This window comes from Desulfosporosinus sp. Sb-LF, assembly GCF_004766055.1.
GTDB lineage: Bacteria > Bacillota > Desulfitobacteriia > Desulfitobacteriales > Desulfitobacteriaceae > Desulfosporosinus.
This window is the reverse complement of the sequence record NZ_SPQR01000006.1, coordinates 233,876-257,206: the sequence shown is the minus strand read 5'-3', so window position 1 is coordinate 257,206 and position 23,331 is coordinate 233,876. Positions and strand designations below refer to the sequence as shown.

The 23,331-nt window shown below is 46.6% G+C and carries 19 protein-coding genes; 2 read left to right on the top strand and 17 right to left on the bottom strand.

Annotation, left to right across the window (positions count from 1 at the left end):
• Positions 1–194: 194 nt before the first annotated feature.
• Positions 195–2,933 carry a calcium-transporting P-type ATPase, PMR1-type gene (locus E4K68_RS11165; RefSeq protein ID WP_135378999.1) on the bottom strand — a complete coding sequence of 913 codons (2,739 nt, stop codon included), beginning with the start codon at positions 2,931–2,933 and terminating at the stop codon, positions 195–197.
• 147 nt (positions 2,934–3,080) lie between these two features.
• Here E4K68_RS11165 and E4K68_RS11160 point away from each other — a divergent pair, with 147 nt between their 5' ends.
• Positions 3,081–4,928 carry an NFACT RNA binding domain-containing protein gene (locus E4K68_RS11160; protein WP_135378998.1) on the top strand — a complete coding sequence of 616 codons (1,848 nt, stop codon included), beginning with the start codon at positions 3,081–3,083 and terminating at the stop codon, positions 4,926–4,928.
• A 139-nt stretch (positions 4,929–5,067) separates the two neighbouring features.
• Here E4K68_RS11160 and E4K68_RS11155 read toward each other — a convergent pair whose 3' ends face one another.
• On the bottom strand, positions 5,068–5,742 hold the full coding sequence (locus E4K68_RS11155; protein ID WP_243450341.1) for a DUF3786 domain-containing protein: 675 nt from the start codon (positions 5,740–5,742) through the stop codon (positions 5,068–5,070).
• Positions 5,743–5,967: 225 nt separating this feature from the next.
• Positions 5,968–7,449 (bottom strand): alkaline phosphatase family protein, encoded by a 1,482-nt coding sequence (locus E4K68_RS11150; RefSeq protein ID WP_135378997.1) that lies wholly within the window; start codon positions 7,447–7,449, stop codon positions 5,968–5,970.
• A 262-nt stretch (positions 7,450–7,711) separates the two neighbouring features.
• Between E4K68_RS11150 and E4K68_RS11145 the strand changes: the two genes are divergently transcribed.
• A complete protein-coding gene (locus tag E4K68_RS11145) occupies positions 7,712–8,020 on the top strand; it encodes a FlxA-like family protein (protein WP_135378996.1) in 309 nt (102 codons plus the stop codon).
• An 86-nt stretch (positions 8,021–8,106) separates the two neighbouring features.
• Here E4K68_RS11145 and pyrE read toward each other — a convergent pair whose 3' ends face one another.
• The 14 genes from pyrE to E4K68_RS11075 form a co-directional block, all read right to left on the bottom strand.
• A complete protein-coding gene (pyrE, locus tag E4K68_RS11140; protein ID WP_135378995.1) occupies positions 8,107–8,712 on the bottom strand; it encodes an orotate phosphoribosyltransferase in 606 nt (201 codons plus the stop codon).
• A gap of 18 nt (positions 8,713–8,730) precedes the next feature.
• Complete coding sequence (pyrF, locus tag E4K68_RS11135) at positions 8,731–9,444, bottom strand: orotidine-5'-phosphate decarboxylase (protein WP_282432982.1); 714 nt, start codon at positions 9,442–9,444, stop codon at positions 8,731–8,733.
• 72 nt (positions 9,445–9,516) lie between these two features.
• Positions 9,517–10,437: a dihydroorotate dehydrogenase gene (locus E4K68_RS11130; RefSeq protein ID WP_135378994.1), complete on the bottom strand. Its 921-nt coding sequence runs from the start codon at positions 10,435–10,437 to the stop codon at positions 9,517–9,519.
• The gene (locus E4K68_RS11125) at positions 10,424–11,341 is read right to left on the bottom strand and encodes a dihydroorotate dehydrogenase electron transfer subunit (RefSeq protein WP_135378993.1); all 918 of its coding nucleotides are present in this window, start codon (positions 11,339–11,341) and stop codon (positions 10,424–10,426) included. The genes E4K68_RS11130 and E4K68_RS11125 overlap by 14 nt, the downstream gene beginning before the upstream one ends.
• Positions 11,342–11,426: 85 nt before the next feature.
• Complete coding sequence (carB, locus tag E4K68_RS11120) at positions 11,427–14,600, bottom strand: carbamoyl-phosphate synthase large subunit (RefSeq protein WP_135378992.1); 3,174 nt, start codon at positions 14,598–14,600, stop codon at positions 11,427–11,429.
• Between the two features lie 2 nt (positions 14,601–14,602).
• Positions 14,603–15,718 (bottom strand): glutamine-hydrolyzing carbamoyl-phosphate synthase small subunit, encoded by a 1,116-nt coding sequence (gene carA, locus E4K68_RS11115; RefSeq protein ID WP_135378991.1) that lies wholly within the window; start codon positions 15,716–15,718, stop codon positions 14,603–14,605.
• 185 nt (positions 15,719–15,903) lie between these two features.
• Entirely contained in the window at positions 15,904–17,214 is a 1,311-nt protein-coding gene (locus E4K68_RS11110; protein ID WP_135378990.1) for a dihydroorotase, read from the bottom strand.
• A complete protein-coding gene (locus E4K68_RS11105) occupies positions 17,201–18,136 on the bottom strand; it encodes an aspartate carbamoyltransferase catalytic subunit (protein ID WP_135378989.1) in 936 nt (311 codons plus the stop codon). The genes E4K68_RS11110 and E4K68_RS11105 overlap by 14 nt, the downstream gene beginning before the upstream one ends.
• 177 nt (positions 18,137–18,313) lie before the next feature.
• Positions 18,314–18,874, bottom strand: a complete 561-nt coding sequence (pyrR, locus tag E4K68_RS11100) for a bifunctional pyr operon transcriptional regulator/uracil phosphoribosyltransferase PyrR (protein WP_135379097.1) — start codon at positions 18,872–18,874, stop codon at positions 18,314–18,316.
• A 575-nt stretch (positions 18,875–19,449) separates the two neighbouring features.
• On the bottom strand, positions 19,450–20,454 hold the full coding sequence (locus E4K68_RS11095) for an RluA family pseudouridine synthase (protein WP_135378988.1): 1,005 nt from the start codon (positions 20,452–20,454) through the stop codon (positions 19,450–19,452).
• Between the two features lie 111 nt (positions 20,455–20,565).
• Entirely contained in the window at positions 20,566–21,045 is a 480-nt protein-coding gene (gene lspA, locus E4K68_RS11090) for a signal peptidase II (protein WP_135378987.1), read from the bottom strand.
• A gap of 75 nt (positions 21,046–21,120) precedes the next feature.
• Positions 21,121–21,798 (bottom strand): TraR/DksA C4-type zinc finger protein, encoded by a 678-nt coding sequence (locus E4K68_RS11085; RefSeq protein ID WP_135378986.1) that lies wholly within the window; start codon positions 21,796–21,798, stop codon positions 21,121–21,123.
• Between the two features lie 90 nt (positions 21,799–21,888).
• The gene (locus tag E4K68_RS11080) at positions 21,889–22,239 is read right to left on the bottom strand and encodes a DUF5665 domain-containing protein (RefSeq protein WP_199241747.1); all 351 of its coding nucleotides are present in this window, start codon (positions 22,237–22,239) and stop codon (positions 21,889–21,891) included.
• A gap of 303 nt (positions 22,240–22,542) precedes the next feature.
• Complete coding sequence (locus tag E4K68_RS11075) at positions 22,543–23,121, bottom strand: phosphate propanoyltransferase (RefSeq protein WP_135378985.1); 579 nt, start codon at positions 23,119–23,121, stop codon at positions 22,543–22,545.
• Between the last annotated feature and the right edge of the window lie 210 nt (positions 23,122–23,331).

Genomic DNA, 23,331 nt, shown 5'->3' with positions numbered 1-23,331 from the left:
TATGAGCTTTTGTGCTCATCACAAGCAAGCAAGCTTCCTCTATCCTACGTATTATCTCCTTAAAAGGATACTACGCTGTATGAAGTGGGTCAACCTTTTGAACCAAGTATACACGAGTTGAGAGAGCATTATACGTGGTGTCCTTGAAGTGTGTAGGGTCACGATGTATCGTGACCCTACCTGCTCATAAATATCTATCCCTTGGCTATAGACGGTTTTCCTAGCCAGCTGTTCTTTATGAGCCGGGCAAATCCGATCAGGACTGAAGGTCCACCAGCTACGCAAAGAATTAAAATCCATTGCCAGCTGTTTAAAGGCGCTGTCTTGAAGATCGCTTGTAAAGGAGAAAGATAGATCACACTCAGCTGCATGATCGTAGAAACCAGCACCGCCCCAACAAGATAGGGATTTGTGAAAAGGCCAACTTCAAAGATACCTCGTTCTTCAGACCGACAATCGAAGACATGAAACAACTGGGAAAATACGAGAGTCGTAAAGGCCATCGTTCGAGCGCCTAACATGTTAACCCCCATCAAAAGACCAACAACGAACACAAAGAGCGTTCCAAGTCCAATCATAGTTCCTCGTACTCCTATTTTACGAGCCAATCCCCGTGCAAAAATACTTTCTCCTGGAGCCCTGGGGAGACGATTCATAATGCCCGGCTCAGCTCCATCGACACCTAAAGCCATTGCCGGCAAGCCATCAGTCACAAGATTAACCCACAAGATCTGAATTGGAAGCAACGGAAGTGGCAAGCCCACCAGTGTCGCCAAAAACATGGTCAGAACTTCGCCCAAATTACAAGAAAGCAGGTAACGGATGAACTTGCGGATGTTGTCGTAAATCCCTCGTCCCTCTTCTACAGCAGCTACAATTGTCGCGAAGTTATCATCGCCTAAAACCATGGAAGATGCTTCTTTGGTTACATCCGTTCCTGTCAGGCCCATAGCTACCCCGATATCCGCTTCCTTGACCGCAGGGGCATCATTAACCCCGTCCCCGGTCATGGCAACCACTTGCCCACGCCTCTTCAGCGCACGCACTATTCTGAGTTTATCCTTTGGAGTCACACGTGCATAGACGGAAATATCCATGACACGCTCGTTTAAATCTCGGTCAGACATTCGCTCAAGGTCTTCCCCAGTGACAACTCCGCCACCCGTTCCACGTAAAATCCCCAACTCATGGGCAACGGCTTCCGCGGTCAAGCGATGATCACCCGTAATCATGACTGGTTTGATGCCAGCCTGTCGGCAAATTTTGATCGCTTTAATAGCACTCGGTCGCGGTGGGTCGATCATTCCCAGCAATCCGACAAACGTCAACCCTTGTTCAACGTTCTCATCAAGTGGCTCAGAATCTGTCAACGGTTTTTCGGCAACTGCTAGGACACGGAGGGCATGCCGTGCCATTTCGTCATTCGCTCGCATTATGCTTTGCTTGCGTTCAGCTGTCAGCTCCACGACCCCTTGCTCTGTCAACTCCCGCTGACAAAGTTTCAAAACCATATCAGGGGCCCCTTTAGCGTAAGCCATTTTGCCATGTTTCGTCTGGTAAACAACGCTCATTCGCTTACGGTCCGAGTCAAACGGTAATTCTCCAATTCGCTCTTGTTTGCGTTCCAAAACCTCACGCCATATCCCCGCCTTAGCGGCAGCCACTAAAATGGCCCCCTCCGTCGGATCTCCCTCAATGCCCCAAGGGGCATCGCTTCCTTTGGAACGAAAAAGCCCAGCAACCTGAACCCCTTTCTTGGTCAACTTGGAATTGTTACACAGTGCTGCAATCTTTAACGCTGCATGTAAGGGATCCCGTTCTTTCTCCGGATCAGCGCCTTTGAACTCTCCTTTAGGGTCGTATCCTTGACCAGAAACGGCAACTTTTCGTCCATCCGAATAAATTTGGCGCACGGTCATTTCATTCTGGGTCAGCGTCCCAGTCTTGTCGGAACAGATCACCGTCGCACACCCCAAGGTTTCAACAGCAGGAAGTTTCCGAATGATCGCCTGCCGTTTAACCATACGTTGCACCCCCACTGCTAAAGCCACCGTGACAATGGCAGGCAGGCCTTCTGGAATGGCCGCCACCGCCAATGACACTCCGGTGAAGAACATTTTATAGAAATCTTCTCCCCTTAAAACTCCAGTGACTACCACAACGACACAGACAAGCAAACTAATCAGAACCAACCATTTACCGAGTTCTGCTAAACGTTTTTGTAAAGGAGTTTCTTCCTCCTCCACACTTTGAATCATTCCGGCGATAACACCCATCTCAGTCTCCATACCAGTCGCCACAACAACTCCGGCACCCCGGCCATTGACCACAGAGGTCCCCATATACCCCATGTTTTTGCGATCGGCCATGGGCGTGAGTTCTTCCTGGAGTGGAGAAATACTTTTGCCTACTGGATGAGATTCCCCCGTCAGGGCGGACTCTTCCACTTGCATATTGACAGCCTGGATCCAACGCACATCTGCTGGAATACGATCCCCCGCTTCAAGAAGCACAATATCCCCAGGTACAACATCCGCGGCCGGAATCCGTTGCTCCATACCTTCTCGCAACACCCGCGCTTCAGGGGCGGTGAGGGAACGGAGGGATTCCATGGAACGCTCCGCACGAAACTCCTGAACAAAGCCAAGAATGGCATTAATAATAATGATCGCCAAAATCGTAATGGCATCCGCCATTTCGCCTAAAAGTCCAGAGACAACCGTGGCCGCCAGTAAGACTAGAACCATGAAATCTTTAAATTGTCCTAGAAACAAAAATACTGGGTGAACCCCTTTCTTCACCTCCAGAACATTCTTGCCGACCTCAACTAACCGCTGACGCACTTCTTTGACACTTAACCCTTTGCCTGGATGTACATCCAAGGCCTTGGCCACATCAAGCCAAGGCAACACATGCCATGCCTGTTGTCGCATGCCGTTTTTCCTCCTTTGCTTTAAAACACATAAAAGGCTTTGTCCCTTTTGTAGTACATGCTTATTCCCAAAGGAGTTGAAAAATGCCTCGTCAGAACAAGTGTGTTATACTAAAAAGCGATTCAAGTGATGAAAGGAGTATCCCCCATGGCGTTAGACGGTGTAACCCTCGCCTATTTAGTTAGCGAACTTGCTCCACAACTTACCGGAGCACGTATTGATAAAATCTCTCAACCCGAAAAAGATGAAGTCCATTTTCAGCTGCGACTACAGCACGGTTCTATACGTCTTTTGCTTAGTACCAGTGCAACCTCCCCCCGCTTCCACCTCACTCAGGAAAACAAGAAGAACCCGCCCTCGCCCCCTATGTTTTGTATGATTTTACGTAAACACCTCGAGGGTGGAAAAATCGTGGACCTACATCAAAGGGAGCTAGAACGAGTCGTAACCTTTGAGATTCAAAATTACAACGACCGTGGCGATTTAGTCACCTTGCATCTTCACTTAGAAATCATGGGTAAACATAGTAACCTTATCCTCGTTGACCCGACGACCTCTACGATTCTCGACGGTCTAAAACGGTACTCTCACGCCATAAGTCGCTATCGCGAAGTCTTGCCCGGACGAACTTATCTCGCGCCCCCCTCACAGGGAAAACAGCCTCCTTTAGAGGACGAAGAACTATGGCGAAAGACCCTCTATGAGGAAGATCTAGATCGCCCCATTACTAGCTTACTACTCGCCCGTTTTGCCGGAATCAGTCCGGAATTGGCCCGAGAAATCGTCATACAGGCTGGGGTGAATATGGAGATCCGCCTCCATCAATGCGGAGACATTGACTTTTCACGACTATACCAGGCTTATCGAAGGTTAAGTAATCCCGAGGGGGTTCCTGAGATTAGACCCTGCCTCTATTATAATTCCACACCCCAATCCTCTCCCGTTGCATTCAGCTTTGTCCCCTTTCAACAATACCAAGAGCTAAGGATAGAAAACCCCTCCTCATTAAATGACGCAATCAGGAGCTTTTACCTGTCGAAATCCAACAACAACACTCTTGAATCTAAACGTGGTTCTCTACGAAAAGTTGTTCAAGATCAACACGCCCATTTCAGCAAGAAACTGAAGCTCTATGATGAAGCCCTTTCCAATGCAAATTCAGGCCTGGCGTATCAAAAATGGGGAGAACTTCTTACCGCTAACCTCTATCATATTTCTCAGGGATCGGTTGAAGTGGCGGTGGAAGATTATTATGACCCCTTACTGTCCTCTGTGGTCATTCCCCTCAATCCTCATATTAGTGCCATCGACAACGCCCAGCGCTACTACAAGCGGTATAATAAAGCGAAGGCCACACTGCGCCAAACTGAGCCGCTCAAAGAAGCCGCACTTGAGGAAGTTAGATACCTCGATTCCTTACGGGTCAGTTTAGAACAAGCATCTACTCTAGCTGAACTTGATGAAATCCATGTCGAACTTGTGAATCAAGGTTATGTGGCCGGAAAGCATTTGAAAAAGGATAACTTCAAACCTAAAAAAGGCCGCCCTAATACCAAATCAAAATCAAAGGCGAACGTAAAAACTCCCAAAGAGGCTATCCACCCAAGGGTGTACCGTTCTAGCCAAGGCAGAATAATCTATGTTGGTAAAAACAATGCTCAAAATGACTGGTTATCCTTACGCAAAGGCAAACCCAATGATCTTTGGCTCCATGTCAAGCAGATCCCTGGTTCCCATGTCCTAGTCCCCCTAGAAGAAGGGGAAGAGTTCCCGGATGACAGCACCCTTGAAGAAGCAGCTGCTCTAGCGATCTATTACAGTCAGGCTCGCGGTTCTTCCCAAGTCCCTGTGGATTACACACATGTCAAACAGCTAAAGAAACCCAACTCCGCAAAGCCCGGAATGGTAATTTACGAACAGAACTGGACCTTATACCTCACGCCTAAGCTGGAGGTCTTAGAACAGTTACTGGCTAGTGAAGAGCTTTCAGAGTAAAAAACAAGAACAGAAATCCGCTAGAGATTTCTGTTCTTGTTTTTTACTATACCAAAGGGACAGTAAAATAAACCTGGAATCAGCACGTCAGAAGAGTTAATCTTTAGCGGAGCTCGGTCAATTTATTTTAGGCCGAGCCTCACCTTAAGGATCTAGTCCTCTGAACAAGGAGCTCATAGTTTCGCAGTATATGGTCTTTTATGACACTACACAAGGCGGCACTATCTTCAATATGCATTTGGTCTACAATCGTACTATCGAAAAGGATCTGACAGGCAGACGGTATACCCTCTTCTCCCTCCCAGAAGTGTAGCTGTACTGGAATCCTAGGAGCAAAGAAACCCATTGCAGCGATATCAGCTTTGGCTTGTAATAAAGTGAACCCTGCTTCGATTAAGCTCTGACGTAATATATCTTGGTCACAACTCGAAAAGAAGTTACCCAAGGGCTCAAGGGAATGCTTCCTAATATTTGGATAGAAAACATTCCCTAATGGTAAATCACGGTAAGATATCCGTTGGCCTGACAGCGGAATATTCTTCGCATAGGATAAATAATTAAGGAGGATTAATCTCCAACCGAGTGAGAGGGTGGTATCGGAACCAATATTAATTATCTGCCCTTCTGGATAGGATATTTCGATGGTTTGACCGAAGCTAACAACTTTGAAGCAGCCCCTTGGGGAATTGAATTCGCAAAGTGACCCCTCCATAATACTTTGGGGCAACAGCTTTTGCAATTCCTCTCTGCTTTTCATAAATGCAACTGCATAACCACCTTCTTTATAGTTCGTCAAAATATTAATCAGCCTCACTTCCACACTCCAGTATCCAATAAAAATCCCAAAAGTCGAGTCCTGAGGAAGTTTCTTAGCTTAGAGAAGCACGTTAGCGGAATTGCGTCAATGAGCACAGATGCTAAGGCGTTAAGAAACGCAACGGTTCACATGCAGAACGACCTAGAGGTTTTGCGTTTTAGCCGCGGCATCAAGCGAATAGCAATGGAGCGTGTGCGAACGGGCTAAGAAACTTCCTCCCTCCTATAACCCAAAATGCTCCAAAATCATTGGATACAAATCAATAATTCTAGGGTGCTCCAATCTAACCGACATACCAGAAATGATCATTGGCACTGTCGAATCCTCTTCCTCAAGGGATCCGTGGCTCCCCCCGCCTGGGTGAATCGGTGCCCCTACGGCTAAATACTCATACCCTGATGCTGCAGAAACGACGACCCTGCTACCGCTCCGCGCCTCAAGGGCAGAAAATAGGCGATTGAACGCGTCTGGATACTTCTCAAATTCAATTATTTGTTCTCTCGTAACCTGGGCACCTACCACGGACAAGTCCCCTTCCAACGACCAACTTTGTCCGTATACGTCTTGATAGGCACCTGTGCGAGAAAAGAAAAGCCGCTTTTCCGTACCGCCTTGGATGACGCAATATCTATTTTCGGACACTCTCCAGGCGATCTGGGCATTGCGTGGATCTTTAGCCAGAATACTCACGATTTCAGGCAAAATTTCGCTTTTCCTCTGAAGAAGGTAAATAAAGGCCATGCGTTCATTTGGACAAATGGCAATCTCTTTGTTATTGTCCTCGCTAGCCTCTTCCGTAGCCCTTAGTCGTTTGAAGGACTTTAAGGCATGATCTAAATCAATTAAGTATTCCTCGCTCAAACCGACCGTCGACTGAGAATGGTCTCCCGTGACAATCATGACATTTTCTTCAAGGGCCTTCTCCCAAGAACCAAACTCATCCAGCACCGAAGCAACCTGCTGGTCTGCACGTTCAATAGAAGGACCGGTGCGTAATGGACCGTAGTAATGTGAATATTTATCATTATCCGGAAAATAAACGACAGTAAAATCCGGTTGCTTCCCCTCACGGATGAGCTGAGCGACTATTTTCCCTGAGAAGGCATCGTTGAAGCCGAAACGGTGAAACACTCCTCTTGGGTAGGACGTTAACCGACCTGAGAAAGGAGGGTGAACGAGCTGACCTAAGGTTAAATGAGAAGGGCCTGAAACCGTTTCTTGTTTAAGCCGAAAACCCGTCGCCAAAGAAAGCGAAAAAGGTATTTTCGCTTGGTGCGGGTGTGTTGCCCGATACATAAAGAAATTAACGTTTCCCGTACTATATCCTCTGGACTCCAATTCTTCATATAAAGTTGGTGTTTCCGGATTAAGATGCTCTTCATTGAGCTTTATTAATAAGTTGCGAAGAATTTTCTTTGGACCAATTTTCAAGATACTTTGCAACGTCGCTCCATAATCCACGATCTTTCGAATTTCTTCGTTATACCAGATAAATCCAGGAACCCTGTGCCGATCAGGCCAAGTTCCCGTGATCATAGAACTCGTGGCTACTGGGGTCATGGTTGGAAAAGAGGAGACAACGCGATCAAAATAGGTTCCGTGTTTAGCTAGAAAGGCAAGTGCCGGAGCATTCCCCTCCGAAAGGATCCTCCGCAAGACTGCCGGATGAAGTGAGTCGATCACAAATAGAATTACCTTTTTCATGATTCGCTCCCTTCTCGCTACCTTATTTGGTTAATTATATCAAATATTTATCTATTGTCACGATTTGATTCAGACTTCAACACAAAGAGACCCGATGAAGTAGTTGTATTCATCGGGTCTCTTGGAATATACTAACTATATAAATGTTATTGATTGGTAAAAGTTAATTAAACTACAGATATTTCCAAGAGTTTATTTCGATAGACTAAGTAAATTCGAGATCGTTTCAACCTCAAATCTATTTAACAAGGAGGCTACAGCTATGCATATTTCATCAATTTCTTCTTCATCGAGTACCTCATATTCATCGGGGAATGGTAGTGAGGTAAAGCAACTCCAAAATCAAATCAAAAATCTCCAGAAGCAAGTAACAACGGAGGGTCAAAGCAAAGATGATGCTAAAACAAAAGAGTCGAAAGTCCAATTACTGCAAACACAAATAGCACAACTTGAAATGCAAATACAACAGCTACAAGCCAAAAAATCTGATCAGGCTGGAAGTAATCAACAAGTAACTCAGCCTTCAACTGCTTCTGTTTCCAACAACTACAAAATTGATATTCAAGCTTAACCTAGATCTTATTCTTTTACACGCTCGTACTTAAAGAGCGTGTTTTTTTATTTTATTACTACATTCATAAGCGATAAAACCATTTCTTAGACTTTCCGGCTTCCAGGTTTAATAGCAGGAATCCCTTGAGCACATAGCGGACATTCCTCCGCTTCAAAGGCCTGAATGTTAAGCTGGATGATTGAGCTTTGTGGCAGACCAAAATCCACCTTTCCGCCTGTTCGATCAACAAGCACGCCGACACCCACCGGAATGGCTCCGAATTCACGAACCGCAGAAAGCACCTCACGAACGGATCCACCCGTCGTGATTACGTCCTCCACAACTAACACGCGTTCTCCCGGGGAAAGAGTAAACCCTCTGCGCAAACGCATGATTCCATTTTCTCGTTCTGTGAATAAGGCTCGAACCCCTAAGGCTTTGGCGACTTCATGGGCCACCAAAATCCCTCCCATGGCGGGACCGATGACGGTTTGAATGTCATTGTCGCGGAATGATGCGGCGAGTCCCTCTGCGAGTACGGCTGCTCTATCTGGGTATTGCAGTACTTGAGCACATTGCATGTACTGAGCACTATGTTTTCCTGAAGTTAACAGAAAATGCCCGTCCAACAAAGCTTCGCTTTTTCTGAACAAGTCAAGATATTCATCGGACGTGAGTGGGGTTCTATTTATATTCGATTGCTTATCCATTATTTTTCTCTCCTTTTCCTACCGTACCCAAAGTTTTTCCAAAGCTTGACGTGGATCTTCAGCACGTGTAATCGGCCTCCCGACCACAAGATACGAGCTTCCAGCTTCCAAGGCCTCATGGGGAGTTAGGACACGTGACTGGTCCTGCGCCTCACTCCATGTTGGACGGATCCCCGGAGTGACAATCAGAAAACCTGATTCGGTGCTCCGCCTTATCTCCCTCGCTTCTCTAGCCGAAGCAACAACTCCGTCTAATCCAGCCTTTTCTGCCAGTTTCGCGAGTTCCACCACATGCTCCTGGAGTTTCCGTTCAACCCCCATCTCTTGTCTAAATTGATCTTCTGACATACTTGTGAGGACCGTAACTCCAATAACTTTCGGTACACGCTCTAATGTACTCCCTGCTTCCCGCACAGCGTGCGCAGCCCTTGCCATCATATCATACCCGCCACTGCAATGAACATTGATCATGTCCACACCGCACTGGACGAATCCACGAATCGCCCGTTCCACCGTTGTAGGAATGTCGTGAAGCTTTAAGTCCAGGAAGATGGGAAATCCCAGAGCTTTCAGTTCTTGAATCATCGCTGGACCTGTATATGCATACAGCTCTAACCCCACTTTAAGCCAGCATCCACTGCCTTGAAGTGCTTTCGCAAGGACTAATGCTTCTTCGCGCCCTTGCACGTCGAGAGCCACCATGACCCGTTGATTTTTTGATGTTTCATCCAAAACGATAACCCTCCGTTTCTCCTGGTTTGGACTTGTTGAGAAATATTCTATGATTTAGGCATGCACTTCCCACTAAGCCTTATGTGCCAATCCTATTAATTCGCTCACTGAAGTCAGTCCGTGTTTTTCGCAGTAGTCTTGGATTCCCCTTAGGATATCCAATGGAGCCTGAGGATTCACAAAGTTCCCCGTGCCGATACTTACGGCCGTCGCCCCAGCCAAAAGGAATTCCACAGCATCCTGCCAAGTGGTGATTCCGCCCATACCTATGATAGGTAAATCTATGGCCTGAGAAACTTGCCAAACCATACGGACAGCAACCGGTCGAATCGCTGGTCCAGAGAGCCCTCCAAACGTGTTGGCTAACACGGGACGTTGTTGATCAATGTCAATACGCATTCCCAAAAGTGTATTAATGAGTGATAGTGCATCTGCTCCTCCGCGCTGAACCGCTCGTGCCATTCCAACAATATCTGTGACATTGGGTGAAAGCTTGGCGATAATCGGGAGATCCGTTACAGCCTTCACGGCCGCAATGACTTCCTCTGCACTCCCTGGATCTGTTCCAAAATGCATCCCGCCATGTTTAACATTGGGGCAGGAAATATTCACTTCAAGCGCAGCTAATCCAGAATCCTTTTTCAACGCCTGGGCCATCTGTACATAATCCTCTAACGAAAATCCAGAGATATTGGCAATCACCGCTGTGGGCAATTTGCGTACCTTGGGAAGATAGGATTTTAAAAATTCCTCAAGACCCGGATTCTCAAGACCTACCGCGTTTAGTAAGCCTGCTGGAGTTTCAGCTAGCCGAGGAACTGGATTTCCCAGTCTGGGCAATGGGGTAAGCCCCTTTAAGGTTATTCCCCCTAAAGCTTCGACGGGACAATAGGCGGCATACTCCTCTCCAAATCCATAAGTTCCTGACGAGGTGAGGACCGGATTCCTTAAATTGATACCTGCAAACTGTGTTGTTAGGTCAACAAGACTCATCCCAGACAACCTCCTCACCCCGAAACACTGGTCCATCCTGACAAACTTTCTTATGAATCAGATTCCCCGCTTCATCCCTAAGCGTACATACACATCCTAAGCAAGCACCTACGGCACAGCCCATACGTTCTTCCAGAGAAACTTCTACGGAAACTCCAAAATTCATGCACAGTTCCGTAACAGCCTGCATCATCTTTTTTGGACCACAAGTCGCCACGATGATGCTACCGCTAGTTGATATTAGTTTTGTATGTTCGGTTTTAACCTGACTCCCTTGGCTCTCCTGATTTTCCTGTTCCATCTGTCCGGCCAAGACCACTTGCCCTGATAACCGTGATAAATGCTCCTGTACCTGCTCAGTTACAAAACCCTTTTGCCCTATACTTCCGTCAAGCGTACTCAGATGTATGGGAAGCCCCAAAGCTTGCCATGAGGAAAGCCCCGCACTATCGAGAAAAGAGTGACTTTCGCCTCCCCAAAACAAACGCACTTTAAGGCCCCGAGCAAGCGCGCTTTGAGCCAGAGCATATAGGGGGAATACACCGATTCCCCCTGCAACCAGCCACAATTCCCCTTCTTGTTTGGGAAACGAAAAACCGTTTCCCAAGGGTCCCATAATACTAAGCCGCTCTCCGCATCGAGCTCGTGCTAAGATTTCAGTTCCCCGACCCATAATTCGATAAAGCAAGGTAATCTCGTCGCGTTCGGGAGAAATACCTGCAATGCTAATAGGCCGTCGCAATAACGGATCAAATGACGAAAGCGCTGGATCCTGAACCTGGATTGCGACGAATTGTCCAGCCTTCGCGACTTGGGCAATCGGTCCCTTTAGAACCAATCGCCTAAGCCTTTGGTCTTCATCTCCAATGCGTTCATGAACAACTACTTGTCCTTCCGTAAGCATGGCATCCCCTCCTCTCCTGGTTCGTAATTCGAAATATAGAATATCACAATCCTAAATAAGTTCAATAATCTAGAGATGGAGCTACTTAAAGTGGCAAGAGACCTGGCGAAATACTTTCCAGAACTTGGAGCAATGCTCCGGCGGTATCTAAGCTCGTGAAGCAAGGGATTCCATGTTCCACAGCCGCTCTTCGGATCGCAAACCCATCACTTTCTTGTACACGACCATGGGTTGTAGTATTAACGACACATTGAATTTTTTGTTTCCGAATTCCATCGATAATTTCGTTGGAGCCATCGTGCAATTTCGCAATCTGTTCCACTCTTAACCCCTGATTCTTTAAGTAAAGCGTTGTTCCCTCCGTGGCTAAGATTCTAAACCCAAGTTCTGCAAACCTCCGAGCGAGGGCAACCCCTTCTGCTTTATCACGGTCTGCCAAGGTAACAAACACAGAACCATATGTCGTAAATGACAGCCCTGCACCAAGAAGCGCTTTATAGAGGGCCTTTTCATACGTTCTATCCATTCCCATGACTTCACCCGTAGATTTCATTTCTGGGCCTAATGATGGCTCGACCCGTTGAAGTTTCGAGAAAGAGAACACAGGTGCTTTGACAGCTACCCGATCCCCTATTGGCCAGAGGCCGTGCGGGATCTTTATATCTTTCCAATCTCTTCCTAGGATGACTTGGGTCGCCCAGTCTACAATGGGGACCCCAGTAACTTTACTCAGGAAAGGAACGGTGCGACTCGATCGAGGATTCACTTCAAGGACAAAGAGTTCTTTCTGATAAATGACATACTGGATGTTTAGTAATCCTTTAATCTTTAATGACCGGGCTAACGATTCCGTTAAAGCTATGATCCGCCCTTGCATATCTAAGTCCAGTGTTTGCGGCGGATAGACCGCTATAGAATCCCCAGAATGGACCCCTGCCCGCTCTAAATGTTCCATGATTCCCGGGATGAAGACATTTTCTCCATCTGAGATTGCATCGACTTCCACCTCAGTTCCCAGGAGATATTGATCCATCCAGATCTCCTGATCCGAGGATGCCAATAGAGCACGTTTGACGACAGCTTCTAGTTCCGTTTCTTCATAGACAATATCCATGGCCCGTCCACCTAAGACATAGGATGGCCGAACCACCAAGGGGAATCCTATCTCTTGGGCCACACGTTGCACTTGCTCCATATTCGTGGCCCCGCCCCCGCGAGGCCGTTTGGCCCCCAGGTCATGAAGTACACGATCGAAGGTTCCCCGCTCCTCAGCTCGGTCAATATCCTCCACTGTCGTACCCAAAACTTTATATCCGCGCCGCGCTAATCCGCTGGCCAAGCCAATGGCTGTTTGCCCTCCGAACTGAACCACCACACCATCGGGCTGTTCTTTGTCTAAAATCGCAGAGACATCTTCCAAGGTCAAGGGCTCGAAATACAGTCGATCCGCTGTGTCAAAGTCCGTTGAGACTGTCTCGGGATTGTTATTGATAATAATACTTTCAAAGCCTGCTTTTCGCAGTGCCAAAACCGCATGTACGGAACAATAGTCAAATTCAATCCCTTGCCCGATCCGAATGGAGCCCGATCCTAAGACGACCACCTTGGGTACCTTATGGACTTCCCCTTCATCTTCAACATCATAGCTAGAATAAAAGTACGGCGTTGTGGCCTCAAACTCCCCGGCACAAGTATCAACCATTTTAAAAACAGGTCGAAGACCCGACTCTTGCCTGAATCTATATACCTCATCTTCTGTACTATTCCAAAGGGCTGCAATTTCTAAATCCGCAAACCCAAGCCGTTTAGCACGAAGCATGATCTCCTTATCCCAAGGTGCTTGTTCCAGTAAAACCATGTTGTCCACCAGACGGTTAAGAATAACCAGAAAATAACGATTCCAGCCCGTCAACTCTGCTAACCAATCCACCGTCCAACCGCGCTTCAAAGCCTCGGCAAGAACAAACAATTGTCGGTCATCGGGCTGAAGGCACGAGGTTTTGAGTTCAGTATCTGATAATCCCTCAAGCTCTCGTAATCGAACTCCGTACACCTTTATATCGAGAGAACGAACGGCTTTGAGTAAGGCAGTTTCCAAATTACGACCGATACCCATGACTTCTCCGGTTGCCTTCATCTGGGTGCCTAAGCGCCGATCTGCCTCTGTGAATTTATCAAAAGGCCAGCGTGGAATTTTAACCACGACATAGTCTAAGGCTGGTTCGAAACAAGCCGAGGTTTTTCCTGTTACAGCATTTTTGATTTCTGTCAGGGCATAACCCAAGGCTATTTTGGCCGCGACCTTGGCGATCGGATACCCAGTAGCCTTAGAGGCGAGGGCACTAGAACGGCTTAGACGGGGGTTAACCTCAATCACTACATATTCCATGCTTGAAGGATGCAAGGCAAACTGGACATTGCATCCCCCTTCAATTCCCAGTCCATTTACGATCTTCCGTGAAGAGCTGCGTAACATCTGAACTTCCCGATCTGTCAAGGTTAGGCAGGGCGCCACGACGATACTATCCCCTGTATGTACTCCCACTGGATCCATATTTTCCATATGGCAAATCGTTATGCAATTGCCGACTCCATCGCGTAAGACTTCAAATTCGACTTCTTTCCAGCCCGCTACACTGCGCTCCACTAAAATCTGTCCAATGAGACTTGCCTGTAATCCACTCTCTGAAATCAGCTTCAGTTCCTCAGCGCTCTGCACAATCCCTCCCCCGGTTCCTCCCAAGGTAAAAGCTGGGCGCACAATGAGTGGGTAGCCTGTTTCCTTCGCGAAATCAAGTGCATCTTCAACTTTGGACACAATTTTACTTTCAGGAATGGGTTCCCCAAGTTCCTTCATCAAGGACCGGAAGCTTTCCCGATCTTCCGCTTGATCAATACTTTGAAGAGAGGTGCCCATTAAAGTGACCTCGCAGCGATCCAAAACTCCCCGTTTTGCAAGCTGATAAGCCAGGTTCAAGCCGGTTTGCCCTCCCATAGTAGGGATCAGTCCATCTGGCCTCTCCCGCTCAATAATCCGTTCCACAGATTCTACGGTCAAAGGCTCAATGTACACTCGATCTGCCGTTTCTCGATCTGTCATAATCGTTGCAGGGTTGGAGTTGACGAGAATAACTTCTACCCCTTCTTCGCGTATAGCACGACAGGCTTGGGTACCTGCATAGTCAAACTCAGCAGCCTGCCCAATCACAATGGGACCTGACCCGATCACCAAAACCTTTTTCCATTCCTTCTTGGGCATCGTTAGTTTCTCCCCTTTCTGATTAAGCTGCTGCTTTCCACTAATTCTTTAAACCGATCGAAAATCTCAGCGTTCTCCTCTGGTCCCGGCGCACCCTCAGGATGAAACTGTACCGATAGGATTGGATAAGTGTCATGCTCCATCCCCTCTACCGTTCCGTCGTTGAGATTGCGCAACGTCACTTCAAAGCCTGAACCCGCCAAAGAGGCTTCCTGCACGGCATACCCGTGGTTTTGAGCAGTCATGGTCGCTTTTTCCGTCCGAACATCAAGGACCGGATGATTACCACCGCGATGCCCATAAGGGAGTTTATACGTCTCTCCACCTGCTGCCAAAGCCAAAAGTTGATGTCCTAAACAGATACCTAAGACTGGCAACTTATCATATAATCCGCGCACTGTGGCTACACATTCCGGCAACTCTTCAGGATCTCCGGGACCATTGCTTAAAACTATTCCGCTGGGACGATGCCTCAAAATCTCTTCAGGCGTCGATCCGGCCGGAAACACCATGATCCTGAACCCTCGTTTTTGAAGATGCCGGACAATATTTCGTTTAGCCCCAAAGTCTAAAACAGCAATTAAAGAGCCCAATCCTGGAATTTCGTAAGCTTCCTTAACCGTTGACCGGTAAACCCAGTGTTCGCTCTTTTCCTTTGCTTTATCATGCTCCTGAAAATTTGCCCAGAACTCCAAACCAATCTCCCGGGTATGAACAAGTACGCCAGGCAATGTTCCAAATTCTCTCAAATACCGTGTTAAAGCCCGTGTATCGACTCCCTTTAAACCCTTCACTCCATGCTGCTGGCAATAGTCCTCCAACGATCCCTCAGCATGTAAACTACCCTCTCCATCAGAAAGCTCCCTCACGATGAGTCCCTGTAGACGAGTTTTATCTGCTTCATTTTCTTCGTGATGCCAGCCATAATTTCCGATTTGCGGTTGAGTCAGGACGAGAATCTGCCCCGCATAGGACAAATCAGTGACCATTTCCTGATAGCCACTCATGGACGTATTAAAGACCACTTCTTGCTCAGTCACTGAGTTTAAACCCTTCAACCACGCCCCAAACTCTTCCCCCTCAAAGGTTGTCCCATCCTTAAATACGAGATAAGCCACCTTCGGCACTTCCTCTCTAATCCTCTATTCAACCCATTAAATCCTTCAATCAAGAGATGCTATAAGCCTATTAATATAGGTTTCAGTATTTTTGTAACTGGCCCTTGATTTTGTTCATTAATCTTGCCTTATAAAGGCCAACTAATATTGATACCTATTTCTATCAATATTTACTTAAAATTACGTTATATTACGGTGCGATTTCTCTGCACAAGTCTGCCTTCCACCCATACCATGACGGGAAAACCTTGTAAGGTCTTACCTAAAAACGGTGTATTCCGCGCTTTCGAAACCAGCTTAGCTGGAACAATCTCCTCATGGAAATCCGGGTCAAAGAGTACCATATCTGCGACTGCTCCCGCTTTAAGCGAACCTCCACTCAAACCAAACCGCTGTGCTGGAGCAACACTCCAGGCCTCGATCACCCGATCCATAGACAACCGCCCTGGCAACACCAAATACTGCCAAACTGCGCTCAGTGCGGTCTCAAGACTTGCTATGCCAAACGGAGCCTCCGCAAAAGGTCGCGCCTTTTCGGCCTGGGTGTGGGGAGCATGGTCCGTCGCGATCATATCGATCGTACCATCTCGGAGTCCCTCAATAAGTGCATCTCTATCCTCTCGGGAACCCAAAGGAGGATTCACCTTTAGCACCGTATCTGTAAGAGTTATCTCTTCATCGCAAAAAATTAAGTGGTGAGGATTTACTTCAGCCGTGACATTAACACCCCGTGCTTTAGCTCTTCGAATCAAGTCAACACTCTCCGCGGTAGAAATATGAGCAAGATGGAGTTTTCCACCCGTTTCCTCGGCCAAGAGCAAATCTCGAGCAACAATGACACTTTCAGCACTCGCAGGAATCCCTCTTAATCCCATCCGACCAGACGCCAGACCGCGACGCATCAAACCTTCTCCGGCTAAATTCTTATCCTCACAATGACTAATAATGGGTAATCCGGTCAATTTGGCATATTCTAGAGCAAGCCGCATCACTTCAGCATTTTGAATGTTTTTACCATCATCCGAAAAGGCCGCTGCTCCCCCCTCTTTCATATCTGCCATTTCGGCCAGTTCTTCACCTTTCATCCCTTTAGTAACCGTCCCAATTGGTAGCACTCGAGCATATCCTGCACGTTCCCCCTGTAATCGTACAAATTCAACCAAAGCTCGGTTATCGATCACGGGCAGAGTGTTAGCCATCGCCAAAATAGTCGTAAATCCTCCGCGCACTGCGGCACGTGAGCCACTTAAAATATCTTCTTTATCCTCTTGTCCCGGCTCACGCAGATGAGTGTGTACATCGATTAGCCCGGGAAAGAGAAATTTCCCTTTTCCCTCGATGGCTTCCACTGGTTCACCTTGTGCTTTTGCCAAAACCTCTGCTTCTGTCATTGAGGAAGAGATTTCTAACACCTTCCCGTTTTTAATCAAAACATCCCGGGCGGACGAAATCATTTGACTCGGGTCAATGACCCGTACTTCTTTAAGCCACCACATTGCTAGATCCTCCTATCAGTAGATATATAAGAGCCATGCGAATGGCCACACCGTTCGTAACCTGTCGCTCGATTAATGCGTCTACACCATCAGCCACGTCATCCGAGATCTCCACGCCCCTATTCATTGGCCCAGGATGTAATACGATACTCTGTTTTCCAGTTTTCTTTAGGCGATCTACCGTGAGGCCATAAAGATGGCTATACTCGCGAAGACTCGGGAAGAGCCCACTTTTCTGGCGTTCAAGTTGAAGGCGTAAAGCCATTACTACATCCGCCCCTGGTAAAGCCCCATCTAGATCATGGGTCAATTTAACACCCACGCCCTCCATTTCAACAGGAACCAACGTCGGAGGGCCTACAAAGGTGACATCAACACCCATTTTGCTGAGACACCAAGCGTTGCTCCGAGCAACCCTAGAGTGCAAAACGTCTCCAACGATGACTACTTTCTTACCTTCAAGTGTTCCTAGGCGCTCCTCCATTGTGAAAATATCCAGTAAAGCTTGAGTTGGATGCTCATGCTGACCGTCTCCCGCATTAATGACGGAGGAATCAAGAATGTCTGCCAAAAAATTCGCAGAACCCGAGCTGGGATGCCTAAGGATTACCAGGTCTGCACGCATCGCCTGAATCGTCTTAGCGGTATCATATAAGCTCTCCCCTTTGCTCACACTACTCTGGGCAACGGCAATACTCGTTGTGTCGGCCCCTAATACTTTTCCAGCCATTTCAAAGGAGGTTCGAGTTCTAGTACTTGCTTCATAGAAAAGATTAACGACGGATTTTCCTTTTAACGTAGGCAATTTCTTGATCGGGCGCATCAAAATTCCCTTCATCGCTTTTGCAGTCTGCAGAATATGACGAATTTCCTCCACGCTCATATCCTCTATCGCTAAAATATCCTTACGCTGCCATTTCATAGTAAACCTCCCTAACTTCGTTAACTCTTATTATCTCTTATGATTTTATGCTTAATCCTAAAGTGGGTATCAAAAAATCCTCTTCCCTAGAGGGAGAGGACTTCAAATAGACATAAGCCTATATCCTACTCGCCCTTGGCCATCTCTCAGGATAGCATTTAAAGGGTTAAGTCTTATTTAATTCGTATGATTATCTTCCCGCTCCAGCAAAAGTACATCCTCATCGCCATCTATTTCCTGCAATCGCACCGCTACAATCTCCCGCTTTGAAGTGGGTAGATTTTTACCAACATAGTCTGCCCGAATAGGTAATTCCCGATGTCCCCGATCCACGAGTACTGCCAATTGAATGCGCTCCGGTCTACCTATGTCCATCGTCGCATCTAAGGCTGCACGAGCCGTCCGCCCTGTATACAGAACATCGTCAATCAGAATCACGGCCTTCCCCTCAATACTCACTGGTACATCGGTTTCATGAACGACCGGATGGACATCAATAGTACTTAGGTCATCTCGATAAAGAGTGATATCCAAAATTCCGAGTGGAACTTTTACCCCTTCAAATTCTTCAATATATTGTTGAATCCGTTCCGCTATCGGCACCCCTCGACGACGAATACCGACCAAGACAAGTTTATCTGTCCCTTTATTCTTTTCCACAATTTCATGGGCAATCCGTATAATTGCTCGGCGAATCCCATCCGCATCTAAGATTTTGCTTTTAATTGTTCCTTCCAAAGCTTTCAAACTCCTTTCCCCCTAGGGCTTATCTTTCGGTCCGCAGATTAGATCGAAATGTACAAAAAAACTGTCTGAATAGCAGACAGTCCTCAATCACTTCCGTCTGCCTTCCCAAGCCTCTCAGGACTTCATTAAAGGCTATATAACTGTCACTAAGTGTACTGCAGGTCCCCCTAAATGTCAACCACGAAAAGTTATGCGAACCACCACACACTTCCTTCCCCAACAGCCCGCAACTGCGTTCCTCCTGCTTTCAGAGCGCCTTTGCGTCAAAGACGTAAACAGCCCCCGAAGCCCTTCCGACACCCCCGTCGACCCACAAACCCGAGGAAGTTTCTTAGCTTAGTGAAGCGCTTTAGCGGAATCGCGTCAATGAGCGCAGATGACACGGCGTGAAGAAACGCAACGGTTAACATGCAGAATATCCCTGAGGTTTTGCGTTTTAGCCGCGGCATCAAGCGAATAGCGATGGAGCGTGTGCGAACACGATAGTCTCCAGTGGAGACTATCGCCGGAGGCGCTGTCCCACAACGAATACATATCGCCGTAGGATGCTAAGACACTGACTCCTTCTAAGACACTTCCTTCCTTAACTTCTCCATTAATTTTGCAAACTTTTTAGGCACAGGAGCCTCAAATTTCATCCATAACCCACTTCTCGGATGCTCAAATCCTAAGTGCGCTGCATGAAGCATTTGTCCCTGTACCCCAAATTGATTCTTTTTTGGTCCATACACTGGGTCTCCAAGAACGGGATGCTTAATATAGCGCATATGGACCCGGATCTGATGGGTTCTTCCAGTCTCTAAACGCACTTCCACATAAGTACTTTCACTAAACCTCTCTAACACAGTGTAATGCGACACAGCCAGTTTCGAATGGTGCATAACCACAGCCATCCGCTTACGATCAGCTGGATCACGTCCAATAGGTGCGTCGACCGTACCAGAAGGCTCTAAAACCACCCCATGAACTAACGCCAAATATTTCCGATCCATAGTATGTGCTTTAAGTTGAGCTGCGAGCCCTTGATGAGCGATATCATTCTTAGCCACCACCAAAATCCCTGACGTATCTTTGTCAATACGATGTACAATTCCCGGACGTAATACCCCATTAATGCCAGAAAGATTCTGACAGTGATATAACAATGCATTAACCAAGGTTCCCGTCCATGCGCCCGGAGCCGGATGAACAACCATCCCCTGGGGCTTATTCACAACCAAAACATCCTCATCCTCATAAAGGATTTCAATCGGGATATTTTCAGGTTCGGCTGTAGATTCACGTGGGGTAGGAAACTCGACCTCAATCTTATCACCCTGGCGCACCTTGTAATTCGCTTTTTTAACTAAGCCATTAACTGTTACACATTCTTGCTCTATGAGTCCTTGAACGAAAGACCGACTCTTGCCCAAAACATCCGTCAGCCCAACGTCTAAGCGAATTCCTTGGGGAAGTTCAAACGTATCCTTTTCGACCGATAAGTCAATACCTCCAAACAAGTTTTCCTCGTCAGAAACTTGTTCGTCCAATTCAAAATCCTCCAGCACAACTTCACTTATCATTTTTTCCATTCTCTAACCCCGCAAATTCTTATATATCGCGATAACGCAACACTAAATATGAACCTTCTCGTAATCATTAAATAACTCTATTAGTTGCTATAAGTAGCCTTGTTTATACTCCTATTTCTCATTCTGAGATATAGATTCAACCTTAGCTTGTTGAGCCCTCTCTTGCTGATATAAGCAAAAAACAAGCAATCCTACCCCTATAACAATCATACTATCCGCAAAATTAAAGACAAACGGCCAAATCTGGAAATCCAAATAATCTACCACACGCCCAATAACGAGTCTATCATACAGGTTTCCTAATGCCCCTCCTCCGATCATACCCAAGGACAGGCGGGTGAGCACTTCACCGTGCGAAATACGAAACTGCCCATAAATCACCCCGCCCACAACTAAAAGCGCAGTAACAACAAAAATCCAGGTCCGACCGGCCATCAAGCCAAACGCCGCGCCTGGATTTAAGACATACGTCAGATGAAATACTTTAGGAATGACTTTCAGCGTCTCACCTGGAATAAAATTTGATTGCACCAAAACCTTAAATAAACGATCAATTATCCATACCCCGATCATAGCAAGCCAAACCAACAACCGACTAACCCCCCCGCTCTTTTCCCCATCTTAACACAGGGCACGAACCAGGGCAAACTATTCGTTTCTCTCCTCTTAATGCGTCCTTCCATGCTCCTTACTATAGTGAATCGTATTACCCCGCCCTTCCGGTTCCCGTTCAGTTTCAATCGTTTCAATATATTGGACCGCCCCAATAACCTCATCCGCATCTTCATATCCGTCATTTGGATCCGCGACATCTCGATTGGTCCCCAAATCCTGGCCAGAATCCGAGGTACCATAACGGGCCACTGCCTGCCAAGAATCTTCTCCATCAAACTCTACGCGGTCTGTGCCATCGTTAAAGGTCCGCGAAAAAGGACGATTCAAGATTTCGTTCTCAACGGGATCACGGTGAAAGGAGTGTTGCTCTTCCTTCTCCTCTTCGCGACTACATTCAGCACATACCGTCGTATGAGGTAAGATCTCTAGTCGATCGTACGGTATCTCGCCGCCACAATGTTCACAAATTCCATACTCACCCTTTTTAAAGCGTTCTAAAGCAGCGTCAATCGCTTCGACTCTGTGTATCAAGCGGTCGTGTTCTGCGACATCTTGAGACCTTTGATAAACCTCTGTGCCAATATCAGCAGGGTGATTGTCTATAACCGACAATTCGCCCAATGACTCTCTCATATCTCCATTAATTAGTTCTGTGGCGGTTTCCATTGAATCTTGTTTCTCTTCATGAAGTGTATCGATCAGTTTCGTGTACCTCGTCTTTTCTTCCATAAATAAACCTCCCTCACAAAGCTAAGATTCTCTCATTATCTTACTCATTATTGGTGCTTCACATTAGGACCTGTCATCCTCACATTTATCCTAAGGCTGATGAACGTACTTACTCAGTTCAGCAATAAGCCCGCCAATAACCGGCAAATTAAGCACGACAATACGTTTCAATAGAAAATAGGCAACCCCTGCGAGAAGTCCCGCTCCCAGCGCAGTACCCAATCCCCGCAAAAGGCCGACGACGAAATTAAACCAGAGCATGCGTCCTGGACGATTCAGATACGCAATATATTCCGCCAATCTCATTTTTTCTAGAGTCTCTGCCAATAATGTGACTTGGTGCCTCACGTCGACCCACTCTTGCATGTTCAAGAGACCGGCATCTTCTTTACATGACAAACGTGATATTGGCGATTTATTCTTATCGTTGGAAACGTCCATCTTTTTTATTCACCTCACGTTAAACCACCAAATTTAGTGTTCCCACGTCTTTGAAATTTACACAGAACTCTACAAACTTCAACAAGCCCTGAAAAGCAGTTTAGGCACAAATTAAGCCTAATGAAATAAGAAAACCTTGGTTAGCGTCAAACCTTTGCGAAGGCGATGCCTTAGTTATACTTTTTCAACCCAAAATCAAGCTCTGTTTGGTACAAAAACAGAAAACCAGGAATAAATATTCCTGGTTTTCTAAGATGTTGCTTTAACGCTCTTATGAATTTTATATCGTAAAGTTTCCTAAACCTAATCGCACAAAACATCTAGTTCTTGCCCATTGGACAGGCTGAGTGCATTGCCTTCGTCAGTATCCACATGTAAATCCAAAGCATAATTGGGGCCTATACGAACGAGCACATGCTCAAAAACCCCACCTCGGCTACCAGGAACCGCAACACGGACATGATCTCCGTCTTTCAAAGAAAATTTCGTCCCTTCACTAGGGGTCATATGAATATGACGGGCTGCAATAATTACGCCTTGATCAAGATGAACCTGGCCCAAAGGCCCTTGGACATCAATACCTGGAGTTCCTTCGAGCATTCCAGAATCCCGTACTGGTGGTCTTACCCCTATCTTAAAGGTATCTGTTGCTGAAAGCTCCACCTGTGAAGCTTTCCTAGCCGGTCCTAAAACTCGAACCCCAGACATAGTGCCCTTTGGCCCAATTAGGGTTACCGTCTCTTCACAGGCAAACTGGCCGGGTTGGCTCAGATCTTTTGTTTTAGTTAAAGAGTGTCCTTGCCCAAAAAGAGCTTCAATATGTTCTTGGGACAAGTGAATGTGTCGATTAGAAATACCTACGGGAACTTTAAAACTTGCCATAATTTCTTCAACCTCCTTGTTCGAACTAAGCCTACCGAAACATAACTGAAAAAATTTCTATTTCTCTTAGTATACTCTATTTCGCCTTAAAACGACATCTAATTTTTTCCAAATTCATACTTGGCATTACCTTTACCTATTACAAATATTTAAAATATTATTTCAAGGATCTAAAGAGCCCTACAGCAATAAAAACCACAACAGTTAAAA

Bases quoted from the DNA above. Each gene is read 5' to 3' on its own strand.
- E4K68_RS11160 (WP_135378998.1), top strand. From the start codon at position 3,081: ATGGCGTTAGACGGTGTAACCCTCGCCTATTTAGTTAGCGAACTTGCT.
- pyrE (WP_135378995.1), bottom strand. From the start codon at position 8,712: ATGGATAAGCAATCGAATATAAATAGAACCCCACTCACGTCCGATGAA.
- carB (WP_135378992.1), bottom strand. From the start codon at position 14,600: ATGCCCAAGAAGGAATGGAAAAAGGTTTTGGTGATCGGGTCAGGTCCC.
- E4K68_RS11145 (WP_135378996.1), top strand. From the start codon at position 7,712: ATGCATATTTCATCAATTTCTTCTTCATCGAGTACCTCATATTCATCG.
- E4K68_RS11130 (WP_135378994.1), bottom strand. From the start codon at position 10,437: ATGAGTCTTGTTGACCTAACAACACAGTTTGCAGGTATCAATTTAAGG.
- E4K68_RS11150 (WP_135378997.1), bottom strand. From the start codon at position 7,449: ATGAAAAAGGTAATTCTATTTGTGATCGACTCACTTCATCCGGCAGTC.
- E4K68_RS11075 (WP_135378985.1), bottom strand. From the start codon at position 23,121: ATGGCAAGTTTTAAAGTTCCCGTAGGTATTTCTAATCGACACATTCAC.
- E4K68_RS11125 (WP_135378993.1), bottom strand. From the start codon at position 11,341: ATGCTTACGGAAGGACAAGTAGTTGTTCATGAACGCATTGGAGATGAA.
- E4K68_RS11085 (WP_135378986.1), bottom strand. From the start codon at position 21,798: ATGGAAGAAAAGACGAGGTACACGAAACTGATCGATACACTTCATGAA.
- E4K68_RS11165 (WP_135378999.1), bottom strand. From the start codon at position 2,933: ATGCGACAACAGGCATGGCATGTGTTGCCTTGGCTTGATGTGGCCAAG.
- E4K68_RS11105 (WP_135378989.1), bottom strand. From the start codon at position 18,136: ATGAAATGGCAGCGTAAGGATATTTTAGCGATAGAGGATATGAGCGTG.
- E4K68_RS11080 (WP_199241747.1), bottom strand. From the start codon at position 22,239: ATGGACGTTTCCAACGATAAGAATAAATCGCCAATATCACGTTTGTCA.
- E4K68_RS11095 (WP_135378988.1), bottom strand. From the start codon at position 20,454: ATGGAAAAAATGATAAGTGAAGTTGTGCTGGAGGATTTTGAATTGGAC.
- E4K68_RS11110 (WP_135378990.1), bottom strand. From the start codon at position 17,214: ATGTGGTGGCTTAAAGAAGTACGGGTCATTGACCCGAGTCAAATGATT.